The following is a 17,694-nucleotide window of genomic DNA, read 5'->3' on the forward strand; positions in this document are numbered from 1 at the left end:
GCCCTGACCGCTCCGGTCTATGCCGCCAGCGTGGCCCGCTGTTGCCCCCACGCAAACTGCGCACGCTGATAGTAGCGCTTTTTTCATGTATTCCTCCCTTACTGTCCCTCGAAGGCCTGTATGGCGTCCATGTGAGTGAAAAGATGCCGGCCCGCTCGAATAATGATGCCCGATACTGTCTTGCTCACAGTTTTATCGTCAACTGGTGACCGTGCGTTACTTCTTGTGAGTGTCTGCGTGAACTGTTGCTAAACTGTTACGATTTTCGGACCAGACATTCAGAAAGATACCTGAAAAGATCACGGCTGCGCCTAGTAGCGTCCAGTGATCCAATGGTTCATGATAAAGAAGCATGCCGACAACCGCGATTGTCGGTAGGCGGGCAAAGTCGAACGGCACAACCACGGTTGCTGGTGCAATCGCCAGAGCGTTTGTGATGCAGAAATGCGCCAGAAGACCGGCCAGACCAACCAGCAGCAAAAAGGGTGCCGTCTGTGGCGTTGGCAAAGCGATCTGCTGGTCTATCCCTGCCGCAACCGTACCAAGAACAGCCTGCATCACGGTTAGCCAGAACACGATACATCCGATACTGGCATGTCGGGTGAGGTGCTTCGTCGTGATCGTTGTAAACGCAAAGAAAATTGCGCTTCCGGCAGCCATGAGAATGCCCGGCGACAAGCTTGAGGTTCCGGGCCTTGTCACCATAAGAACCCCTGCAAATGCAATCAACGCCGAAGTCATTCTGATGGCGGTCAGACGCTCTTTTAGCAGCAAAGGAGAGAGCAGGATCACCCAGATCGGCTGGGTGAATTCAAGCGCAAAAACCTGTGCCAGAGGGGCCACTCCAACCGCGTAGAACCACAGGTTTTGACCCGTGAAATGGAAGGTATTGCGGATCGCATGCAAACCAAGATGCTTGGTTGTGACCTGGTGCCATTTGCGGGTTACCGTCAGTACCAGCGCTACAATTAACACACCAACAAAACTGCGATACATCATGATCTCGAAAGTATCGTGATGCAGGCTCAGCTCTCGCCCGGCGACGGCCATTGAGGAAAACGAGGCAATGGCACCGGTCATCCATAGGGCGGCCCTGCCAATCGAGCCAGTCGCGTCCCTCAATCTCTTTCCTTTAAGTTACAGCTGCCAACTTAAGCCTTTGTGGCGAGGGCGTAGATTGACTGATAATCCCTTTCGGCAAGATCAAGCTCCGGATCGAACCCCCGTTTTTCGACAGTTTCGAAACCGCCTTTCTTGAGAATAGCCAAGAGGTTTTCCTGATCAAACATATACTTATGCTCATCGTTCATGTAAGCGATGTAGTTTATCTGATCCATATTGGACCCTGTTGAAACGACGGCAGGCTGAAATTGACCTTCTTTGGGCTCAAACTCTCGGTTCTCCATGTAGGCCTCAATGAAGAGGCGGAAATTGGGAACGCAGACCGAGAAAGTACCTCCGGATTTCAGAATGCGGTGGCATTCGGGAATGAACGTACAGAGATCTTTGTAGCTCAGGTGTTCCAGGAAGTGAGATGCATAGAGCGCTGAAACTGAGTTGTCAGGAAGCGGGATTCCATTGCGCAAATCATAGCGAAAGTCGCAGGGCGCGGTATCTACGGTTGTCCAACCATTTGTTCCGATTTTCTCTCCGGAACCCAGTTCCAGTTTGATGTCTTTTTGTTGCTTTAAGGCCCGCCATTGCTTCCAGGATGCAATTGTCTTGCCAATCCTAGGCTTGTTCCAAGAGATCGTACGCGTTGTAATCCGAAAGCTCTGCGAATACTGGGAGTCGGAATTTGACATTTTTAGCAACCATTTCATTGTTGTAGAAGTCTGTCGCGCATCCCGCGACTGACCACTTGATTTATCTGTTTACGTATCCATAACCCATGGGCACCCGCTCAATCGAACTACTCCCACTCGATCGTTCCCGGAGGTTTCGAAGTGATATCATAAGTGCATCGGTTGATCCCCTTGACCTCGTTTATGATCCGAGTGGCTGTTTCGCCAAGGAACTCATGGCTGAAGGGGTAATAGTCGGCGGTCATGCCATCAACTGACGTCACGGCACGCAGCGCGCAGGCATAGTCATAAGTACGGCCATCGCCCATGACGCCTACGGTGCGGACGGGTAGAATCGCCACAAAGGCCTGCCAGATCTCATCATAGAGCCCGTGTTTGCGAATCTGGTCGATGTAGATCGCATCCGCTTCCCGCAGGATTTCCAGCTTCTCTCGGGTAATCTCACCCGGGCAGCGAATGGCCAGGCCCGGTCCGGGGAAAGGGTGGCGGCCGATGAAGCTGTCGGGCAGGCCCAATTCGCGACCCAGCGCGCGGACCTCATCCTTGAACAACTCACGCAGGGGTTCGACCAGCTTCAGGCCCATCTTCTCGGGGAGGCCACCAACATTATGGTGCGACTTGATCGTGACCGAAGGGCCTCCGCTGAACGAGACGGATTCGATGACATCCGGGTAGAGCGTGCCTTGGGCCAGGAACTCGGCCCCGTCGATCGTATCGGCATGTTTCTGGAAGACGTCGATGAACAGCTTGCCGATGATCTTGCGCTTGGTCTCGGGGTCGCTTTGACCGTCCAGCTCGCCCAGGAACAGATCGCTTTCGTCCGCGTGGATCAGCTGAATATTGTAGTTGTCGCGGAACATGCCGACGACTTCCTGTGCCTCGTTCTTGCGCAGCAGCCCGTGGTCGACAAAGACGCAGGTCAGCTGATCGCCAATGGCTTCATGGATCAGGATCGCCGCGACCGAGCTGTCGACACCGCCGGACAGGCCGCAGATGACGTTCTTGTCGCCGACCTGCTCGCGGATCTTCTCGATCATCTGCTCACGATAGGCGCCCATGGTCCAGTCGCCGCGGAACCCGGCGAGTTTTACGAAATTCTCGTACAGTTTCGCACCTTTGGGGGTGTGATGCACCTCGGGGTGGAACTGCACCGCGTAGAAATGACGCTTGCTGTCTGCCGTGATGGCAAACGGCGCGTTGGGGGAGGTGCCGTAGACCTCAAACCCCGGAGCGATCTCGCTGACATGATCACCATGGCTCATCCAGACCTGTTCATCACCATCCGCGAACCAGTCTTGCAGAATATCCAACTGACCTTTCGGGGTGACAAAGGCGCGGCCAAACTCGGCAGTGCCATGGCCGCTTTCGACCTTGCCGCCCAGTTGGTGCATCATCACCTGCTGGCCATAACAGATGCCCAGAATCGGAACGCCATAGTCGAAAATCTCTTGCGGCGCGCGCGGAGAGCCCTCGCGCGTGACACTGTCCGGCCCACCCGAAAAGATCACCGCTTTGGGCGCCATTTCGCGCACAAATTCCATGGTGACGTTCTGGTAGGGGTGGATTTCGCAATAGACATTCAGTTCGCGCAAGCGGCGTGCAATCAGCTGCGTCACCTGGCTGCCGAAGTCGATGATCAGAAGGCGGTCGTGGGATGTATCACTCATGTGCGGGCCATAGGCCAAGCGTGACGAATTCGCAAGAGAAAGGTCTTTGCAACAGGGCGTCTACCCGCATTTCAGTGAATCTGCGCCTCAGCTTTTGTAGGAGTTTTATAACAAATACTTGACGATCTTTCCGTATGCGTCACGCTGACACCCCGAACATGAGTTCCACATCCTCGTGCAATGCGCGGAAGGCGCGCTGGCGGATGTTTGTGCGGCGGCACTATGGCTTTGGTGCAAAACGGGATGCGTATGTCGAGTTTCAAAAAGGGGGCAGCCTGCAAGGCTTTGCAAATTAACGAGGTTTTTGTCTTGGCCAAAGATCACGCTGAAATCGTTCAGCAAAATAATCAGCACTTCTTGGGCTTGTGCCGGGGATTCTGAGTGTCGCGTGAGAAGACGTGAACGAGAGCCAATCGCGTTATTCCTAGGGGTCACGTCGCGGCGCAATGTCGCTTTTATGTGCCAATAGCCGTTATCTTCCAATAGTTGCGGGTGTTGTCGGGCTAGACAGAAACCAAATCAAGACATCCAAAGTATGGTGAGGAAAAATGGCTGAAGCATCAGCACGTCGTCGGGGTCGCGGTGGTGGCGGAGCCGCCCGCCGGGCAGAACGCACTGCGGTTCGGATTGAAACTGCAAAGTATATTGAGCGGAACATTCCGAACTTTGAGGTCCTCAACGAAGAAGCGTTGGAGATCATCGAGTACAACGCAGAAACGATTCTCGAAGAGGTTGGCGTCAACTTTGTCGACAATCCCGCCGCGCTGGAGCGTTGGCGCAATGCAGGCGCTGACGTTGATGGCGAACGCGTGCGCATCCCGCGTGGTCTGGCGCGCCAGCTGATCAAAACAGCGCCAAGCCAGTTCACTCAGCACGCCCGCAACCCCGAGAAATCGGTGGTGATCGGTGGCCGTAATCTGGTTCTGGCGCCTGTTTATGGCCCTCCGTTCGTGCGTGATGCGCAGGGTGGCCGTCGCTATGCGACCATGGATGATTTCAACAAGTTCGTGAAACTGGCCTACATGTCCAAGTGGCTGCACCACTCGGGCGGGACCGTTTGCGAACCGACTGATATTCCGGTGAACAAACGCCATCTTGATATGCTGATGGCGCACATGACCCTGTCGGACAAACCCTTCATGGGGTCCGTAACCGATCCCAGCCGGGCGCAGGATTCGGTTGAGATGTGCGAGATTCTGTTCGGCAAGGACTTTGTCCAGAACAACACCGTGATGACATCGCTGACCAACATCAACTCGCCGATGACCTTCGACGATGTGATGATGGGCGCGCTGGAAGTCTACGCGAAGAACAATCAGGCTTGTATCGTTTCGCCCTTCATCGTCGGTGGTGCAATGGCGCCAGTGTCGGTTGCAGGAACACTGACGCAGGTTCTGGCCGAGGTTCTGGCGGGTATCGCCTATAGCCAGATCATTCGCCCGGGCGCACCCGTGATCTTTGGTGCGTTTGTGACTTCGATCGACATGAACTCGGGCGCGCCGACCTTTGGAACACCCGAGGCCGCGAATATCACATATGGCGCAGGTCAGCTGGCCCGCCGCCTGAACCTGCCTTTCCGATCTGCAGGGTCGTTCTGTGGTTCGAAACTGCCGGACGCGCAGGCGGCGTATGAGACTGCGAACTCGCTGAATATGGGTCTGCTGTCGGGCGTGAACTTCATGCTGCACTCGTGTGGCTGGCTCGAAGGCGGTCTGGTTGCTGACTTTGAAAAGTTCGTGATGGATGCCGATCAATTGGGTGTTCTGCACGGTCTGGCCAAAGGCGTTGCCTATGATGAGAACGCGCAGGCGATGGGTGCGATCCGCGAAGTGGGGCCGGGCGGTCACTATCTTGGTTGCGACCACACGCAGGCCAACTTCAAGGAAGCCTTCTGGAAATCCGACGTGTTGGACTACAAACCGTTCGAGACCTGGCAGGACGAAGGTTCGCGCGATACGCGTCAGCTGGCCTCGGCCCGGGTCGAGCATCTGCTGGCCAATTACCAGCAGCCGCAGATGGACCCGTCCACCAAAGAGGCGCTTGAGGCTTATATTGCCGACAAGAAAGCCTCGATGCCGGACGCGTTTACCTGATCAATCGAACTGTGCGGCGCGGCTGGCTTGATACAGCTGCGCCTCACCCAAAAGCGCAATCAGAAGATCAAGGTGCCTGACCAGTGAGTAGGCGGCATCCTCTTCTTTTCGCAGTGTATTTTGCTCTCGCTCCATATCCAAAAGCCGCATCAGCGCGGCCCCGTTCCCCGGCAGTCGACCATATCCCAGAATGCGCTGAAGATGCCGGTCCCGGTTGTAATCCTGTGCCCCGAGTTTCGCAGCACGCGCCAATAGGCGGGGGCGGCGCAGGGTGGTGATCATGGTCATCAGGTCTTGCATTTCAGGTGCCTCGTGTTCGGATAGTTGACGCCCTGTTTGTCACACAACCTAAGCGGGCGTTGCGTGCAAGAGGGTCGCCCCGAACGTTGGTTTCACGACTGTTTATCTTTTTGAATCAAATCTGGTTGCTGCGCTTCGGGGTTAACGAACGAGTAACGAAATCACCTCTAGTTAGATTTGGTTAACTTTAATTTCGGGGGGCAAAAGTGGCAGTCTGTTTTGTCGACGAGGGCAAATGAATATGGAAAACAACGTGGCATTTTCTATTCCGGCATGGGTTCCCGAGGGGGCACAGCGTTATCTTGCGCACACGGAAACCGGTCAGTCGATCCGGGATATCGCACGATCCGCCGGGTGCCATGCCTCTACCATTCTCAGACAAATTCGCCGTGTCGAAATGCGCCGTGATGATCCTTTGGTCGATGCAGCCCTGCAATCGCTGGCCGAGACACATTTCGCGGTCTCGGATCGGACGCGCCGCTTTGACGTAGCGGGGCAGGACGAGAAAGACGACGGCTCGTTCGACGGCGAAGCGATGCGCGTGTTGCGCCGCCTGTGTGAGACGGGATCGGTTCTGGCGGTGGCCGAAGATATGGACAAGGCTGTTGTGGTACGCGACACGGGCGAGGCTGGCACCACCAGAACGGCCGTTGTTGATTGCAAGATCGCGCAGGCCCTTGCCTTGCAGGACTGGATTTCCTGTAACAATCCGGGCCGCATTTCCCGGTACCGCATCTCGACATCGGGGCGCGCCGCGCTCAACCGTTTGGTGGCCGAGGCGGAAAACAAGGCGCGGTCGCGCAACGAATTTGGAATGGCCGAGGCGCAGGCCTCGTTCCAGCCGAAATCTGGCGGATGCGTCCCAGAGCGCGCCCGACGCATGCGCTATTGTGCTGCGGAAAGCCCGCTGGTCGCCTTGGCGCGGCGGCGGGATCGGGATGGCAATCCGTTTCTGGATGAAACGCTGGTCAATGCCGGTGAACGTCTGCGCGAAGATTTTGAGCTGGCGCAGATCGGCCCGCAGGTCGCGCAGAACTGGGATCGTTTTCTGACCGGCGGCGGGCGCGGCAGTTTTGACAGTGAATCCCATGGTGGGCGAGGGGCCTCGGACGCGAAAGACCGCGTAGCACGCGCCTTGTCGGATCTTGGCCCGGGGCTGAGCGACGTCGCGCTGCGCTGTTGTTGCTATCTTGAGGGGCTGGAACTGGCCGAAAAGCGCATGGGCTGGTCCGCGCGTTCGGGTAAGATCGTTCTGCGCATCGCCTTGCAACGCTTGAAGCGACACTATGAGGATCTCTCCGGGCAAGATCGCATGATCGGATAGGTATAAGCCTCTCTTGTGGTTTCGGCCCTTGCTGATAATCAAGGGCTATGAATTTCACACTCAAACAGTTGCAGTACTTTCAAGCCGTGGCCGAGCAGCGCAATTTCGGCCGCGCCGCACAGGTTTGCAATGTGTCGCAACCTGCGCTTTCTGTGCAGATCAAATCGCTTGAGGAAACGCTGGGCGGTGTACTGTTCGAGCGTCAGGCGCGGGACATCCTGCTGACGCCGCTGGGCCGAGACGTTCTGGAACATGCGCGTCAGGTGCTGGGGGCAGCTGTGCGGTTGGACCAATTCGCGCGGGATCACTCTGGCGGGCATCGCTCGCTGTCGATCGGGATCATCCCGACGATTGCCCCTTATCTTCTTCCCGGTGTTCTGGGTGGCTTGCGAGCGGCAGACGTTTCTTTGCGTGTGCAGATCCGCGAGGCGCGGACGGAACGGTTGCTGTCTTTGCTCCGCGAAGGTGAGATCGACGCTGCGGTTCTGGCCCTGCCGGCGGGCGGCTCGGAATTCCGCGAAACGCCGCTGTTCCAAGATCACTTCCTGCTGGCAGGCAGCGCCGCGCGGTTGCAACGCGTAACGACCAGTCCCGAGATGTTGCGCCCTCTGGACTTGCAATCGGCGCAGTTGATGTTGTTGGAGGATGGCCATTGCTTGACGGATCAAGCGCTTGAGGTCTGCGGGCAGGACCGGGGTAGTGGGCAGATCAACATGGGAGCCTCCTCGCTTGCGACGCTTTCCCGGCTGGTTGCCGAGGGGTTCGGCCTGACCCTGATGCCCGAACTGGCCGCGAAATCGGAATCAGAGGCTGTTCCCGGCATGAAACTCTTGCGTTTCGGCGCCCCGCAACCGGCGCGCACGGTGGGGCTGGTCCGGCGTGCATCAACAACAGATGACGGTTGGGTGGATCGTTTGGCCCAGGTGATCCGGGATGTGGGGGAGCAGATCGTTTCGGCCACGCGGATATGAAAAGGCCCGCCTGAAGCGGGCCTGAAATCAACGCTTTAGCATCAGATTTACGCCAAGACCGGTTCGGCTGCGGCTTCCAGATGCTGGATCAGAGTCTCGGGCGATGACACGCCATAGGGGTCTTCAGGGCAGTTATCCATCAGGCCGGGCTCTTCGAACCATGCTTCGACAACGCCGTCATTGATGATGGCCGCATAGCGCCACGAGCGCATGCCAAAGCCAAGGTTGTCCTTGTCGACCAGCATGCCCATCTTGCGGGTGAACTCACCTGAACCATCAGGGATGACCTTGACGTTTGTCAGGCCCTGATCCTGCGCCCATTTGTTCATGACAAAGCTGTCATTGACGGACATGCAGTAGATCTCGTCGATACCCTTGGCGGTGAAGTCGGCGTAACCGTTTTCAAACCCGGGCAGCTGGTAGGTCGAACATGTGGGGGTGAAAGCGCCGGGCAGTGAGAACAGGATCACCCGCTTGCCAGCGAAATAATCGGCGGTAGTCTTGTCTTCCCAGCGGAACGGGTTGGGGCCTTCGACGGCCTCGTCGCGGACGCGCGTGTGGAAGGTCACATCGGGCAGTTTTGCTCCGGTCTTCATGTTCAAGTTCCTGTGATTCAGTTGTGACTTTCTGGCGATTTAAATCAGTTCTAAACGGCCTTCAATGCATGAAATGCTGCATCTGCAAGATAGGTTTGGTCTGGTTGCCTATTGATTTTTCATGCGAAAAAATAGTTTAAGGCTAAACTAACTTGATGCTCGCGAGATACCTGCATAGCGGCTATGCGTCGCTGGTGTAACAGGCGTGAGTGTTTTATGGTATGGGTACACAAAGTTGACCCAAAGTTAGGAAAACTGCCCGTGCGCGATCTGAAAATCCCAGAACAACGTCACCCCGAAAAGGCGCATCGCCCGGACAACGCCCAGCCTAAGAAGCCGAAATGGATCAGGGTCAAGGCGCCAGGCGGCAAGGGCTATGCCGAGACGCGCAAGATCATGCGTGAAAACAATCTGGTGACGGTGTGCGAAGAGGCAGGATGCCCCAATGTGGGTGAGTGCTGGAGCCAGGGTCACGCCACCATGATGATCATGGGTGAGATCTGTACCCGCGGCTGTACCTTCTGCAACATCGCGACGGGACGTCCGGACTCGCTGGATGCCTTCGAGCCGGGTCGTGTTGCGCATGCGGTGCAAAAATTGGGTTTGAACCACGTCGTGATCACCTCGGTTGATCGGGACGATTTGAAAGACGGCGGAGCGGATCATTTCGCGCAGACCATTCGAGCCGTCCGTCACCGTTCGCCGAAGACGACGATCGAGATTCTGACGCCGGACTTCCTGAAGTGTGAGCCCGAGGTGCTTGAGACCGTGGTCGAAGCCAGGCCGGATGTGTTCAACCACAATCTCGAAACTGTACCGGGCCTCTACCCTGAGGTTCGTCCCGGTGCGCGCTATTTCCACTCACTGCGCCTGTTGCAGCGGGTGAAAGAACTGGACCCGTCGATCTTCACCAAATCCGGCATCATGGTTGGTCTAGGTGAAGACAAGCAGCAAGTCGGTCAGGTCATGGATGACATGCGCGCCGCTGACATAGATTTCCTGACCATTGGTCAGTATCTGCAACCAACGCCCAAGCACCACGCGGTGGATCGTTTCGTGACGCCTGAGGAGTTCGCCTCGTATGAAAAAGCGGCTTATGGCAAGGGCTTCCTGATGGTCTCGGCCACTCCGCTGACGCGCTCGTCCTACCACGCGGGGGATGATTTCGCGCGTTTGCGTGCGGCGCGGCAGGCCAAGCTGGGTAAAGCGTGACGCCTGAAGGATTGGCGCAGCTGACAGCGCTGCGCCATAGTTTGCATCAACATCCCGAACTTTCCGGGAAAGAGCGTGAAACCGCCGCGCGCATGGCTGATGAGCTGCGTCGTGCAGGGGCGGATATCGTGCTGACCGACCTCGGCGGGCACGGAGTTGCAGCTGTTTTCGACAGCGGTACGACCGGTCCCACCGTCGCAATTCGGTGTGAGTTGGATGGCTTGCCGATTCAGGAGCTTTCGGAGCTGCCGTATGTCTCGACCGTGCCGGGTAAAGGGCATCTGTGCGGGCATGACGGTCATATGTCGATGGTTCTGGGCGTTGCTCTTGAATTGCAGGAACAGCGCCCGGCGCGCGGACGGGCGGTTCTGATTTTCCAGCCCGCCGAAGAAACCGGGCAAGGCGCCAAGGCATTCCGTAACGATCCTGAATTCGCTAAGCTCGCACCGGAATACGTGTTTTCTCTTCATAACTTGCCGGGTTTGAAACTGGGCGAGGTTGAATTGTGTCAGGGGCCAACCAACTGCGCCTCGCGGGGTATGCGGATCGCGTTGACCGGAAAGACCTCTCATGCTGCTGCACCGCAGGATGGGGTTTCCCCTGCGGGCGCATTGTCTGCACTGATCCCGGAACTTACCCGGCTCGGCACAGCAGGCGCGTTGAACGACGACTATGCACTGACCACGATCACGCATGCCAGCCTCGGAGAGCAAACCTTTGGCGTCGCCCCCGGTCAGGCCGAGCTGTGGGTGACGTTGCGCACCGTGTCAGACGACCGGATGGCAAAGCTCATTGCCGATTCTGAGGCCTTGGTCCAGCAGATCGCCAAGTCCGAGAACCTGAGTACCGAAATCACCTACGAGGATGTCTTCGAGGCATGCACCAATCATTCCGAAGCGGTGGCTATTCTGGCTCAAGCTTGCGACGATCAGAGTGTTCCCAGCCGCCTTGCTGATGAACCGCAGAGGTTCTCGGAAGATTTCGGCCAGTTCGGCAAAGGTGCGAAATCAGCGATGTTCTGGTTGGGCGCAGGGCAAGATCACCCCCAACTTCACAATCCTGACTATGATTTCCCGGATGCGCTGATCCCAGTTGGCACGGGAGTCTTTCTGGCAGCGATCCGGCGGGTTCTGGGCTGAGGCCGCGTTTATAGCGTTTCGGGTTAAACCTGAGACACGAAGACCCTGTCACGCTTTCAGCGTTCTCGGGACATTCGTGTCACTTGGCGATTCAGGTAAAACCCGAAACACTTTAGGTAAACCGAACTTTACCGATAAACGGCAGGTTGCGATTGCGCTGCGCGTAGTCGATGCCGTAGCCCACAACGAACTCATCTGGGATTTCAAACCCGATCCAATCTGAACGAAAATCGACCTCGCGCCGGCTGGGTTTGTCCAGCAGGGCAATGGATTTCAGCCGTTTCGGCTTGCGGCTATGCAGCAGGTTTGTGACGTGGTTCAGCGTGTGGCCCGTATCGACGATATCTTCGACCACCAGCACATCGCGGCCTTCAATAGCACCGCGTAAATCTTTGAGAATGCGCACTTCCCGGCTGCTCTCCATCGCGTCGCCGTAAGAGGAGGCCTCCAGAAAATCCACCTCGATCGGCAGGTCCAGTTCGCGCACAAGATCCGCGATGAACACGAAGGACCCACGCAGCAGGCCGACGACCACCAGCTTGTCGGTAGTGCCGAATTCGTCGGTAATCTCGCGGCAAAGCTCTTCGATTCGGGCTGCAATTGCCTTGGCCGAGATCATCTCATCTATCACATATGCGCGGTCAGTCATCGCAGCCCCCTTGATCTTTGGCGCGCAACATACGACATGACGCGCCATTGTCACCTTCTAATGCCGGATTGCCATGCCTATCCACTCGGAAACGCGTCACCTGCCTTACACGGCCCAGCAGATGTATGATCTGGTTGCTGACGTGGCGAGCTATCCCAAGTTTCTACCCTGGTGCGCCGCCGCACGTATTCGCCAGACCTATGCGGCTGGCGAGGCCGAGGTGATGGAGGCCGATCTGGTGATCTCGTTCAAGGTGTTTCGCGAACGGTTTGGCAGCCGTGTGACCTTGTTTGCCGGTCAAAAGAGGATCGACACCGAATATCTGGACGGTCCGTTCAAATACATGAAATCAGACTGGCAGTTTGAAGATGCCCCCGAAGGTGGGTGCAACGTCTCATTCCATGTGGATTTCGAGTTCAAGAACGCCATCCTGCAAGGGATCATCGGTGTAGTCTTCAACGAGGCCATGCAGCGTATTGTGCGCGCTTTTGAGGCGCGTGCTGCCGAGCTTTACAGCTAAGGCTTTACCAACGACCGACGCGCGCTAGACTGCGCGCTATGTCTGGATTCACCTCAACGCTTGCGCGTTTTGCCGCTGGCCCCGTCAACACAACCGCGCAGGCGCGGGCTGTTACGTCTCTTTCCGTTCTCGACTGGATCGCGGTGGGTCGTGCCGGTGTGTCCGAGCCCGTGTCGGTCGCCATCCGCGACATGGTGCAGGAGGAGGGCGGCACAGCGCAGGCCCATCTGTTCGGCGGCGGAGCAGCGCCCCTGCGTGCGGCAGCTCTGGTCAATGGAACAGTGTCCCATGCGCTGGACTATGACGACACCCATTTCGCCCATATCGGCCATCCGTCGGTTGCCATCCTACCTGCGGCCTTGGCGGTTTCGGAATGGGATGACCGTATCCTCGTGGATCTGTTGGAGGCAGCCCTGATCGGGATGGAGGCTTCGATCCGGATCGGTTTGTGGCTCGGTCGCGATCACTATCAATCCGGGTTTCACCAAACAGCGACTTCTGGCGCCTTTGGGGCTGCAGTTGCAGCGGGTCGAGTGCTTGGGTTTGATGCCGCGCAGATGCAGAAAGTTCTGGGTCTGACGACTACGCGCGCGGCCGGTCTGAAAGCTCAGTTCGGCACTATGGGCAAACCTTACAATGCAGGGTTAGCCGCATCAGCCGGGGTCGAAGCCGCGTTGCTGATAAAACGGGGCTTTGAACCAAATGCGGGCGCGCTAGAAGGCCAATACGGCTTTGGCGCAACCCATCAGGGCGCGGCGGATATGTCGGCGGCTCTGGACGGGTTGGGCGAGGAATGGTTATTCGAATCGGTCAGCCACAAGTTTCACGCCTGCTGCCACGGTCTGCACGCGGCGCTTGAGGCCGCTCTGCGTCTGGATATTGCCGAACCCGAAGTGGCTGAAATCAAGGTCAAAACCCATCCGCGCTGGATGAGCGTCTGCAACCAGATGTCTCCGACCACGGGTTTGGGGGCGAAGTTTTCCTATCGCACAGTGATCGCCATGCAGGCGCTCGGCTACGACACCGCCTTGCCAGGCAGCTACACGCAGAAGGTCTGCGCCGATCCGCGCATCCGCTCATTACAGGACCGCATCACGGTCGAGGCGGATGAAGCCCTGACTGAGACCGAAACCCATCTGGAGCTGCTACGGCGCGACGGCGTGCGGCGCGAGGTCACGCATGATCTGATGGCTCCGATGTCTCTGGCGGATCGGGAAGACCGTGTCCGCGCCAAAGCGTCGAAATTGATTGGAGGGGATGAGGCGGACGCGATCTGGTCGATGCTGCGCACCGGAGGTCGCGCCCGTGATCTGGCTGCAAAACTGGCGGGTTAAACCACGCGCCAGTGCAATGGGAAACCGGGGTCGAAGACAGTAACAGGGCCGTCGCCGCTTTCGATCTTAGACGGGTACTCGACTGGTTCCCCCTTGGTCAGCGTGATCGTGCTTTCGTTCACCGGCAGGCCATAGAAGGCCGGACCATTCAACGACACGAACCCTTCCAGCTTGTCCATGGCACTTTCGCGGTCGAACATCTCGGCCACCAGGGACATGGTGTTTGTCGCCGTGAAACACCCCGCACAGCCACAGGCCATTTCCTTGTTGTCATCCGTATGCGGCGCGCTGTCCGTGCCCAAGAAATAACGTGGATCGCCCGAGGTCGCGGCTTTCAGCAGCTCCAACCGATGCTCTTCCCGTTTGGCGACGGGCAGGCAGTAATAGTGCGGTTTGATCCCGCCCACCAGAATGTGGTTGCGGTTGATGATCAGGTGATGCGCGGTGATCGTAGCACCTAGATCGGTCTCGTTGGCGGCAACATACTGAACCCCGTCGCGGGTCGTAATATGCTCCATCACAACGCGAAGGCCGGGGGTCGCTTTGCGGATCGGATCAAGAACGCGGTCGATGAACACAGCCTCACGATCGAAGATGTCGATTTCGGCGTCAGTAACCTCTCCATGAACACACAGAGGCAGACCGATCTCGGCCATCTTCTCCAGCAGCGGGCGCACCTTGTCGAAATTCCGCACACCCGAATGCGAATTGGTCGTCGCACCTGCCGGGTAGAGTTTTACTGCCTTGACCAACCCACTTGCATGCGCAGCCGCCAGGTCCTCGGGATCCGTATCTTCGGTCAGATACAGGGTCATCAGCGGCTCGAACGTCATCCCTTCGGGCAGCGCAGCCATGATACGGTCGCGGTAGGCGGCGGCGTGCGCGCCGGTCACCACCGGGGGCACCAGATTGGGCATGATGATCGCACGGCCAAAATGGCGCGCGGTTTCGGGCAGGACGGCCTGCAACATCGCGCCATCGCGCAGGTGCAGATGCCAGTCGTCGGGGCGGCGGATCGTGATGCTATCGGTCATGATGCCCCGGCTAACACAGAGGCTGCCGCCGGAAAAGCCCTTGTCAACTCGTTCGATCGTCGTAGCTCATAAACGCGTCATGGCCTTGACGCACAGGCGCGGCCATGACCTTTTGTGGCAAGGGAGAATTCAGCACATGACACAGCCAGATTCCATCGACGCGGTTCAAACAATGCTCAGCGCACAGGGCTATGTTTGCGGCCGCGCGCTCGCAACGGTCGTCTTCCTGTCGCTGAAACTCGGTCGGCCGCTGTTTCTGGAAGGCGAGGCCGGTGTCGGCAAAACCGAGATCGCCAAGGCGCTGGCTGCAGGGCTTGGTCGCCGCCTGATCCGCCTGCAATGCTACGAAGGGCTGGACGCGTCCTCTGCCGTCTATGAATGGAACTTTCCCGCGCAGATGGTCGCCATCCGAACCGCCGAAGCCGCGGGCGGCGCAGACCGTTCTGCCCTGCAGACCGAGCTGTTTTCGGATGACTACCTCGTCGAACGCCCATTGCTGCAAGCCATGAGGCCCGATGAAAACGGCGCGCCGGTGCTGCTGATAGATGAGCTTGACCGCACCGATGAACCCTTCGAGGCCTTCCTGCTGGAGGCGCTCAGCGATTTTCAGGTCACAATCCCGGAACTCGGTACCGTCAGAGCCCCCGAACCGCCGGTGGTGATCGTCACCTCCAACCGCACGCGCGAGGTGCATGACGCCCTCAAACGCCGCTGCCTCTACCATTGGGTCGATTACCCGGATTTCGAGCGGGAGATTGAAATCCTGAACGCCCGCGCGCCCGAGGCGGCGCAATCCCTCAGCCGCGAGGTTGTGGCCTTCGTGCAGCGCCTGCGCACCGAAGACCTGTTCAAGAAACCCGGCGTGGCGGAAACCATCGACTGGGCCAAATGCCTGCTGGCGCTGGACGTCATCAACCTCAGCCCCGAAGTGATCGGAGACACCCTCGGCGCAATCCTCAAATACCAGGACGACATCCAGAAGCTGCAAGGGTCCGAGGCCAAACGCATTCTTGACGAAGCCAAGGCCGACTTAGAACCGGCCTGATGCTTCTTCTGTTTGAAAATACCTCGGGGGTATGGGGGCAGAGCCCCCATGAATGCTGATGGCCGAACAAATCCCGCTCGACATTCCCGAAAACCCGAAGCTGGCGCAGAACATCACACATTTCGCCCGCGCCCTTCGCAAGGCCGGGCTACCGATCGGTACCGGTCGCGTGGTGGATGCCATTCGGGCGGTTGAGGCCGCAGGCTTCACCGAAAAGCAGGATTTCTACTGGACCCTGCATGCCTGTTTCGTGAACCGCCCCGAACATCGCACCGTCTTCGCGCAGGTCTTTCGCCTCTACTGGCGCGACCCGAGGTATCTGGAACACATGATGTCCATGATGCTGCCCGCTATTCGCGGCGTACAGGAAGAACGCAAAGCTGACGCCGGTGAAAAACGCGCGGCTGAGGCGTTGCTCGATGGGGTTGAACGCGATCAACCCGAAACCTCCGAGGATCAGGAGGGCGAAACCGAGCTTGAGATCGACGCTTCGCAAACCGCCTCGTCCGAGGAGCGTCTGCGCAGTCTGGATTTCGAACAGATGAGTACCGATGAGATCGCACAGGCCAAACGCCTCCTGTCGCGCCTCAGCCTGCCGGTCAAACCGATCAACAGCCGCCGCAGTCAGGCCAGCCATATAGGTCACCGGATAGATCGGGCAAGAACTCTGCGCGCCGCCATGCGTCAGGGCGGAGAGTTGCGCGATATCGCGAAACAAAAACCCCGACCGCGCTGGCCCAATCTGGTCGTGCTCTGCGATATCTCCGGCTCGATGAGTCAGTATAGCCGCCTGATCCTGCATTTTCTGCACACGGTCTCGAACGCGAAGGGGGCCGGCTGGGCCAAGGTCCATGCCTTCACCTTCGGCACCCAACTGACCAATATCACCCGTCACCTGCACCAGCGCGATGTGGATGCCGCGTTGACCGCCGCCGGGGCCGAGGCACAGGATTGGGAAGGGGGCACGCGGATCGGAGACTGCCTGCACGCCTTCAATCGGGACTGGTCGCGGCGCGTCATGGGGCAGGGGGCGGTGGTTCTGCTGATCTCGGACGGTCTGGATCGCGGCGCGCCTGAAGCTCTAGCGAAAGAAACCGAGCGCCTGCATCTTTCAGCCCGACGTCTGATCTGGCTGAATCCGCTGCTGCGTTGGGATGGGTTCGCCCCAAAAGCGCAGGGCGTGGCCGCCATGCTGCCCCATGTCGACAGCTTCCGCGCAGGTCATTCGATTGCGTCGCTCGAAGACCTCGCCACTGTCATCTCAGTCCAAGACGATGTCGGAGAGAAAGCGCGGCTGATGTCCGCGCTTTCCGGCTAGGGTTCAGCCCAGCTGCTTTTCGTTGCACTCACGCGCCATTTCCATGGCCTTGTAAGTGCCTGTCAGATCGACGGTGAATGCAAATTCCTTTTCGGGAAAGACGATCATGACTTGTTTCTTGGCCAGATCATCCGCAAATTGTGGGTCGTCGGACAGGACATAGCCACCGGAATAACCCTTGGTAATGTTGCCCTTCATGCCCGTGGCCTCACCCACATACAGGTTTTCACCCAGCAAAATCGCCACGGCTTCTTTCTCGCCGCGCTTGATGTCGGTTTCCGCCTTGGTGAACACACCAACGTAGCCCACACCACGATCCTCGGTCAGGCCCATCTGAACAACGTTTTCCGCGTCATCCACGGCCTCAATCAGGCAGGATTTCTTTTCGTTGTCGATGAAGACTTTCCAGCCTTCAACCTCACCGTAGCGTTCGAATGTTTCAGCCCATGCAGCGGTCGAGGCCAACAGGCCGAGCGCCGTTCCCAGTGTAAGAATGCGTTTCAACTCTTCGTCTCCGTTGAAAAATTTAGTGAGAGCGCCCAGTCTGAATTCAGGCGCAGTTTCAACTTAGGACGTGGGGTATTCGCAATCAATCCTTTGAGAATGTGAATATCAAATCGGCCTTTTATCGCCCAGATAAACGCGAATTGACTGCCGTCTCCGACGAACGTTCGCTTTTCATTGGCC

General features: G+C 57.9%; 17 protein-coding genes. 9 read left to right on the plus strand and 8 right to left on the minus strand.

Annotated features, from left to right (window positions below; translation table 11 throughout):
- Window positions 1-216 precede the first annotated feature (216 nt).
- From AC2FD8_RS09870 to guaA, 3 genes are all read right to left on the minus strand, one after another.
- Window positions 217-1,080, minus strand: coding sequence for a DMT family transporter (locus AC2FD8_RS09870; protein WP_496855733.1), 864 nt, complete (start codon window positions 1,078-1,080; stop codon window positions 217-219).
- Window positions 1,081-1,151: 71 nt separating this feature from the next.
- Window positions 1,152-1,805 (minus strand): class I SAM-dependent methyltransferase, encoded by a 654-nt coding sequence (locus AC2FD8_RS09875; protein ID WP_496874301.1) that lies wholly within the window; start codon window positions 1,803-1,805, stop codon window positions 1,152-1,154.
- Window positions 1,806-1,912: 107 nt separating this feature from the next.
- A complete protein-coding gene (guaA, locus tag AC2FD8_RS09880) occupies window positions 1,913-3,472 on the minus strand; it encodes a glutamine-hydrolyzing GMP synthase (protein WP_496855735.1) in 1,560 nt (519 codons plus the stop codon).
- Between the two features lie 548 nt (window positions 3,473-4,020).
- On the opposite strand from guaA, the gene AC2FD8_RS09885 reads away from it, so the two are divergent.
- Complete coding sequence (locus tag AC2FD8_RS09885; RefSeq protein WP_496855736.1) at window positions 4,021-5,565, plus strand: trimethylamine methyltransferase family protein; 1,545 nt, start codon at window positions 4,021-4,023, stop codon at window positions 5,563-5,565.
- Here AC2FD8_RS09885 and AC2FD8_RS09890 read toward each other — a convergent pair whose 3' ends face one another.
- On the minus strand, window positions 5,566-5,853 hold the full coding sequence (locus AC2FD8_RS09890; RefSeq protein WP_496855737.1) for a DUF6477 family protein: 288 nt from the start codon (window positions 5,851-5,853) through the stop codon (window positions 5,566-5,568).
- Between the two features lie 253 nt (window positions 5,854-6,106).
- Between AC2FD8_RS09890 and AC2FD8_RS09895 the strand changes: the two genes are divergently transcribed.
- Together AC2FD8_RS09895 and AC2FD8_RS09900 are read left to right on the plus strand one after the other, a co-directional pair.
- Window positions 6,107-7,189, plus strand: coding sequence for a DUF6456 domain-containing protein (locus AC2FD8_RS09895; RefSeq protein ID WP_496855786.1), 1,083 nt, complete (start codon window positions 6,107-6,109; stop codon window positions 7,187-7,189).
- Between the two features lie 47 nt (window positions 7,190-7,236).
- A complete protein-coding gene (locus AC2FD8_RS09900; protein WP_496855738.1) occupies window positions 7,237-8,160 on the plus strand; it encodes a LysR substrate-binding domain-containing protein in 924 nt (307 codons plus the stop codon).
- A gap of 47 nt (window positions 8,161-8,207) precedes the next feature.
- On the opposite strand, the gene AC2FD8_RS09905 is transcribed toward AC2FD8_RS09900, so the two are convergent.
- Window positions 8,208-8,756 carry a peroxiredoxin gene (locus AC2FD8_RS09905; protein ID WP_496855739.1) on the minus strand — a complete coding sequence of 183 codons (549 nt, stop codon included), beginning with the start codon at window positions 8,754-8,756 and terminating at the stop codon, window positions 8,208-8,210.
- Between the two features lie 261 nt (window positions 8,757-9,017).
- Here AC2FD8_RS09905 and lipA point away from each other — a divergent pair, with 261 nt between their 5' ends.
- Window positions 9,018-9,968: a lipoyl synthase gene (lipA, locus tag AC2FD8_RS09910; RefSeq protein ID WP_496855740.1), complete on the plus strand. Its 951-nt coding sequence runs from the start codon at window positions 9,018-9,020 to the stop codon at window positions 9,966-9,968.
- Complete coding sequence (locus AC2FD8_RS09915) at window positions 9,965-11,107, plus strand: amidohydrolase (RefSeq protein WP_496855741.1); 1,143 nt, start codon at window positions 9,965-9,967, stop codon at window positions 11,105-11,107. Before lipA ends, AC2FD8_RS09915 begins: the two co-directional genes overlap by 4 nt.
- 112 nt (window positions 11,108-11,219) lie before the next feature.
- On the opposite strand, the gene hpt is transcribed toward AC2FD8_RS09915, so the two are convergent.
- Window positions 11,220-11,756, minus strand: coding sequence for a hypoxanthine phosphoribosyltransferase (gene hpt / locus AC2FD8_RS09920; protein WP_496855742.1), 537 nt, complete (start codon window positions 11,754-11,756; stop codon window positions 11,220-11,222).
- 73 nt (window positions 11,757-11,829) lie between these two features.
- Here hpt and AC2FD8_RS09925 point away from each other — a divergent pair, with 73 nt between their 5' ends.
- A complete protein-coding gene (locus AC2FD8_RS09925) occupies window positions 11,830-12,276 on the plus strand; it encodes a type II toxin-antitoxin system RatA family toxin (protein ID WP_496855743.1) in 447 nt (148 codons plus the stop codon).
- Window positions 12,277-12,314: 38 nt separating this feature from the next.
- The gene (locus AC2FD8_RS09930) at window positions 12,315-13,610 is read left to right on the plus strand and encodes an MmgE/PrpD family protein (RefSeq protein WP_496855744.1); all 1,296 of its coding nucleotides are present in this window, start codon (window positions 12,315-12,317) and stop codon (window positions 13,608-13,610) included.
- On the opposite strand, the gene pyrC is transcribed toward AC2FD8_RS09930, so the two are convergent.
- Complete coding sequence (gene pyrC, locus AC2FD8_RS09935; RefSeq protein ID WP_496855745.1) at window positions 13,607-14,644, minus strand: dihydroorotase; 1,038 nt, start codon at window positions 14,642-14,644, stop codon at window positions 13,607-13,609. The two genes, AC2FD8_RS09930 and pyrC, sit on opposite strands and share 4 nt — an antisense overlap.
- Before the next feature lie 136 nt (window positions 14,645-14,780).
- Here pyrC and AC2FD8_RS09940 point away from each other — a divergent pair, with 136 nt between their 5' ends.
- Both AC2FD8_RS09940 and AC2FD8_RS09945 read left to right on the plus strand, forming a co-directional pair.
- The gene (locus tag AC2FD8_RS09940) at window positions 14,781-15,689 is read left to right on the plus strand and encodes an AAA family ATPase (RefSeq protein ID WP_496855746.1); all 909 of its coding nucleotides are present in this window, start codon (window positions 14,781-14,783) and stop codon (window positions 15,687-15,689) included.
- A 58-nt stretch (window positions 15,690-15,747) separates the two neighbouring features.
- Entirely contained in the window at window positions 15,748-17,007 is a 1,260-nt protein-coding gene (locus AC2FD8_RS09945; RefSeq protein ID WP_496855747.1) for a vWA domain-containing protein, read from the plus strand.
- 3 nt (window positions 17,008-17,010) lie between these two features.
- On the opposite strand, the gene AC2FD8_RS09950 is transcribed toward AC2FD8_RS09945, so the two are convergent.
- On the minus strand, window positions 17,011-17,511 hold the full coding sequence (locus AC2FD8_RS09950) for a hypothetical protein (RefSeq protein WP_496855748.1): 501 nt from the start codon (window positions 17,509-17,511) through the stop codon (window positions 17,011-17,013).
- Window positions 17,512-17,694 lie beyond the last annotated feature (183 nt).

This window comes from Ruegeria sp. YTSC192 (genome assembly GCF_059609705.1).

Excerpts from the sequence above, each read along its gene's own strand:
- AC2FD8_RS09870 (WP_496855733.1), bottom strand. The coding sequence starts at position 1,080 with ATGACCGGTGCCATTGCCTCGTTTTCCTCAATGGCCGTCGCCGGGCGA.
- AC2FD8_RS09875 (WP_496874301.1), bottom strand. The coding sequence starts at position 1,805 with ATGTCAAATTCCGACTCCCAGTATTCGCAGAGCTTTCGGATTACAACG.
- guaA (WP_496855735.1), bottom strand. The coding sequence starts at position 3,472 with ATGAGTGATACATCCCACGACCGCCTTCTGATCATCGACTTCGGCAGC.
- AC2FD8_RS09885 (WP_496855736.1), top strand. The coding sequence starts at position 4,021 with ATGGCTGAAGCATCAGCACGTCGTCGGGGTCGCGGTGGTGGCGGAGCC.
- AC2FD8_RS09890 (WP_496855737.1), bottom strand. The coding sequence starts at position 5,853 with ATGACCATGATCACCACCCTGCGCCGCCCCCGCCTATTGGCGCGTGCT.
- AC2FD8_RS09895 (WP_496855786.1), top strand. The coding sequence starts at position 6,107 with ATGGAAAACAACGTGGCATTTTCTATTCCGGCATGGGTTCCCGAGGGG.
- AC2FD8_RS09900 (WP_496855738.1), top strand. The coding sequence starts at position 7,237 with ATGAATTTCACACTCAAACAGTTGCAGTACTTTCAAGCCGTGGCCGAG.
- AC2FD8_RS09905 (WP_496855739.1), bottom strand. The coding sequence starts at position 8,756 with ATGAAGACCGGAGCAAAACTGCCCGATGTGACCTTCCACACGCGCGTC.
- hpt (WP_496855742.1), bottom strand. The coding sequence starts at position 11,756 with ATGACTGACCGCGCATATGTGATAGATGAGATGATCTCGGCCAAGGCA.
- AC2FD8_RS09925 (WP_496855743.1), top strand. The coding sequence starts at position 11,830 with ATGCCTATCCACTCGGAAACGCGTCACCTGCCTTACACGGCCCAGCAG.
- AC2FD8_RS09930 (WP_496855744.1), top strand. The coding sequence starts at position 12,315 with ATGTCTGGATTCACCTCAACGCTTGCGCGTTTTGCCGCTGGCCCCGTC.
- pyrC (WP_496855745.1), bottom strand. The coding sequence starts at position 14,644 with ATGACCGATAGCATCACGATCCGCCGCCCCGACGACTGGCATCTGCAC.
- AC2FD8_RS09940 (WP_496855746.1), top strand. The coding sequence starts at position 14,781 with ATGACACAGCCAGATTCCATCGACGCGGTTCAAACAATGCTCAGCGCA.
- AC2FD8_RS09945 (WP_496855747.1), top strand. The coding sequence starts at position 15,748 with ATGGCCGAACAAATCCCGCTCGACATTCCCGAAAACCCGAAGCTGGCG.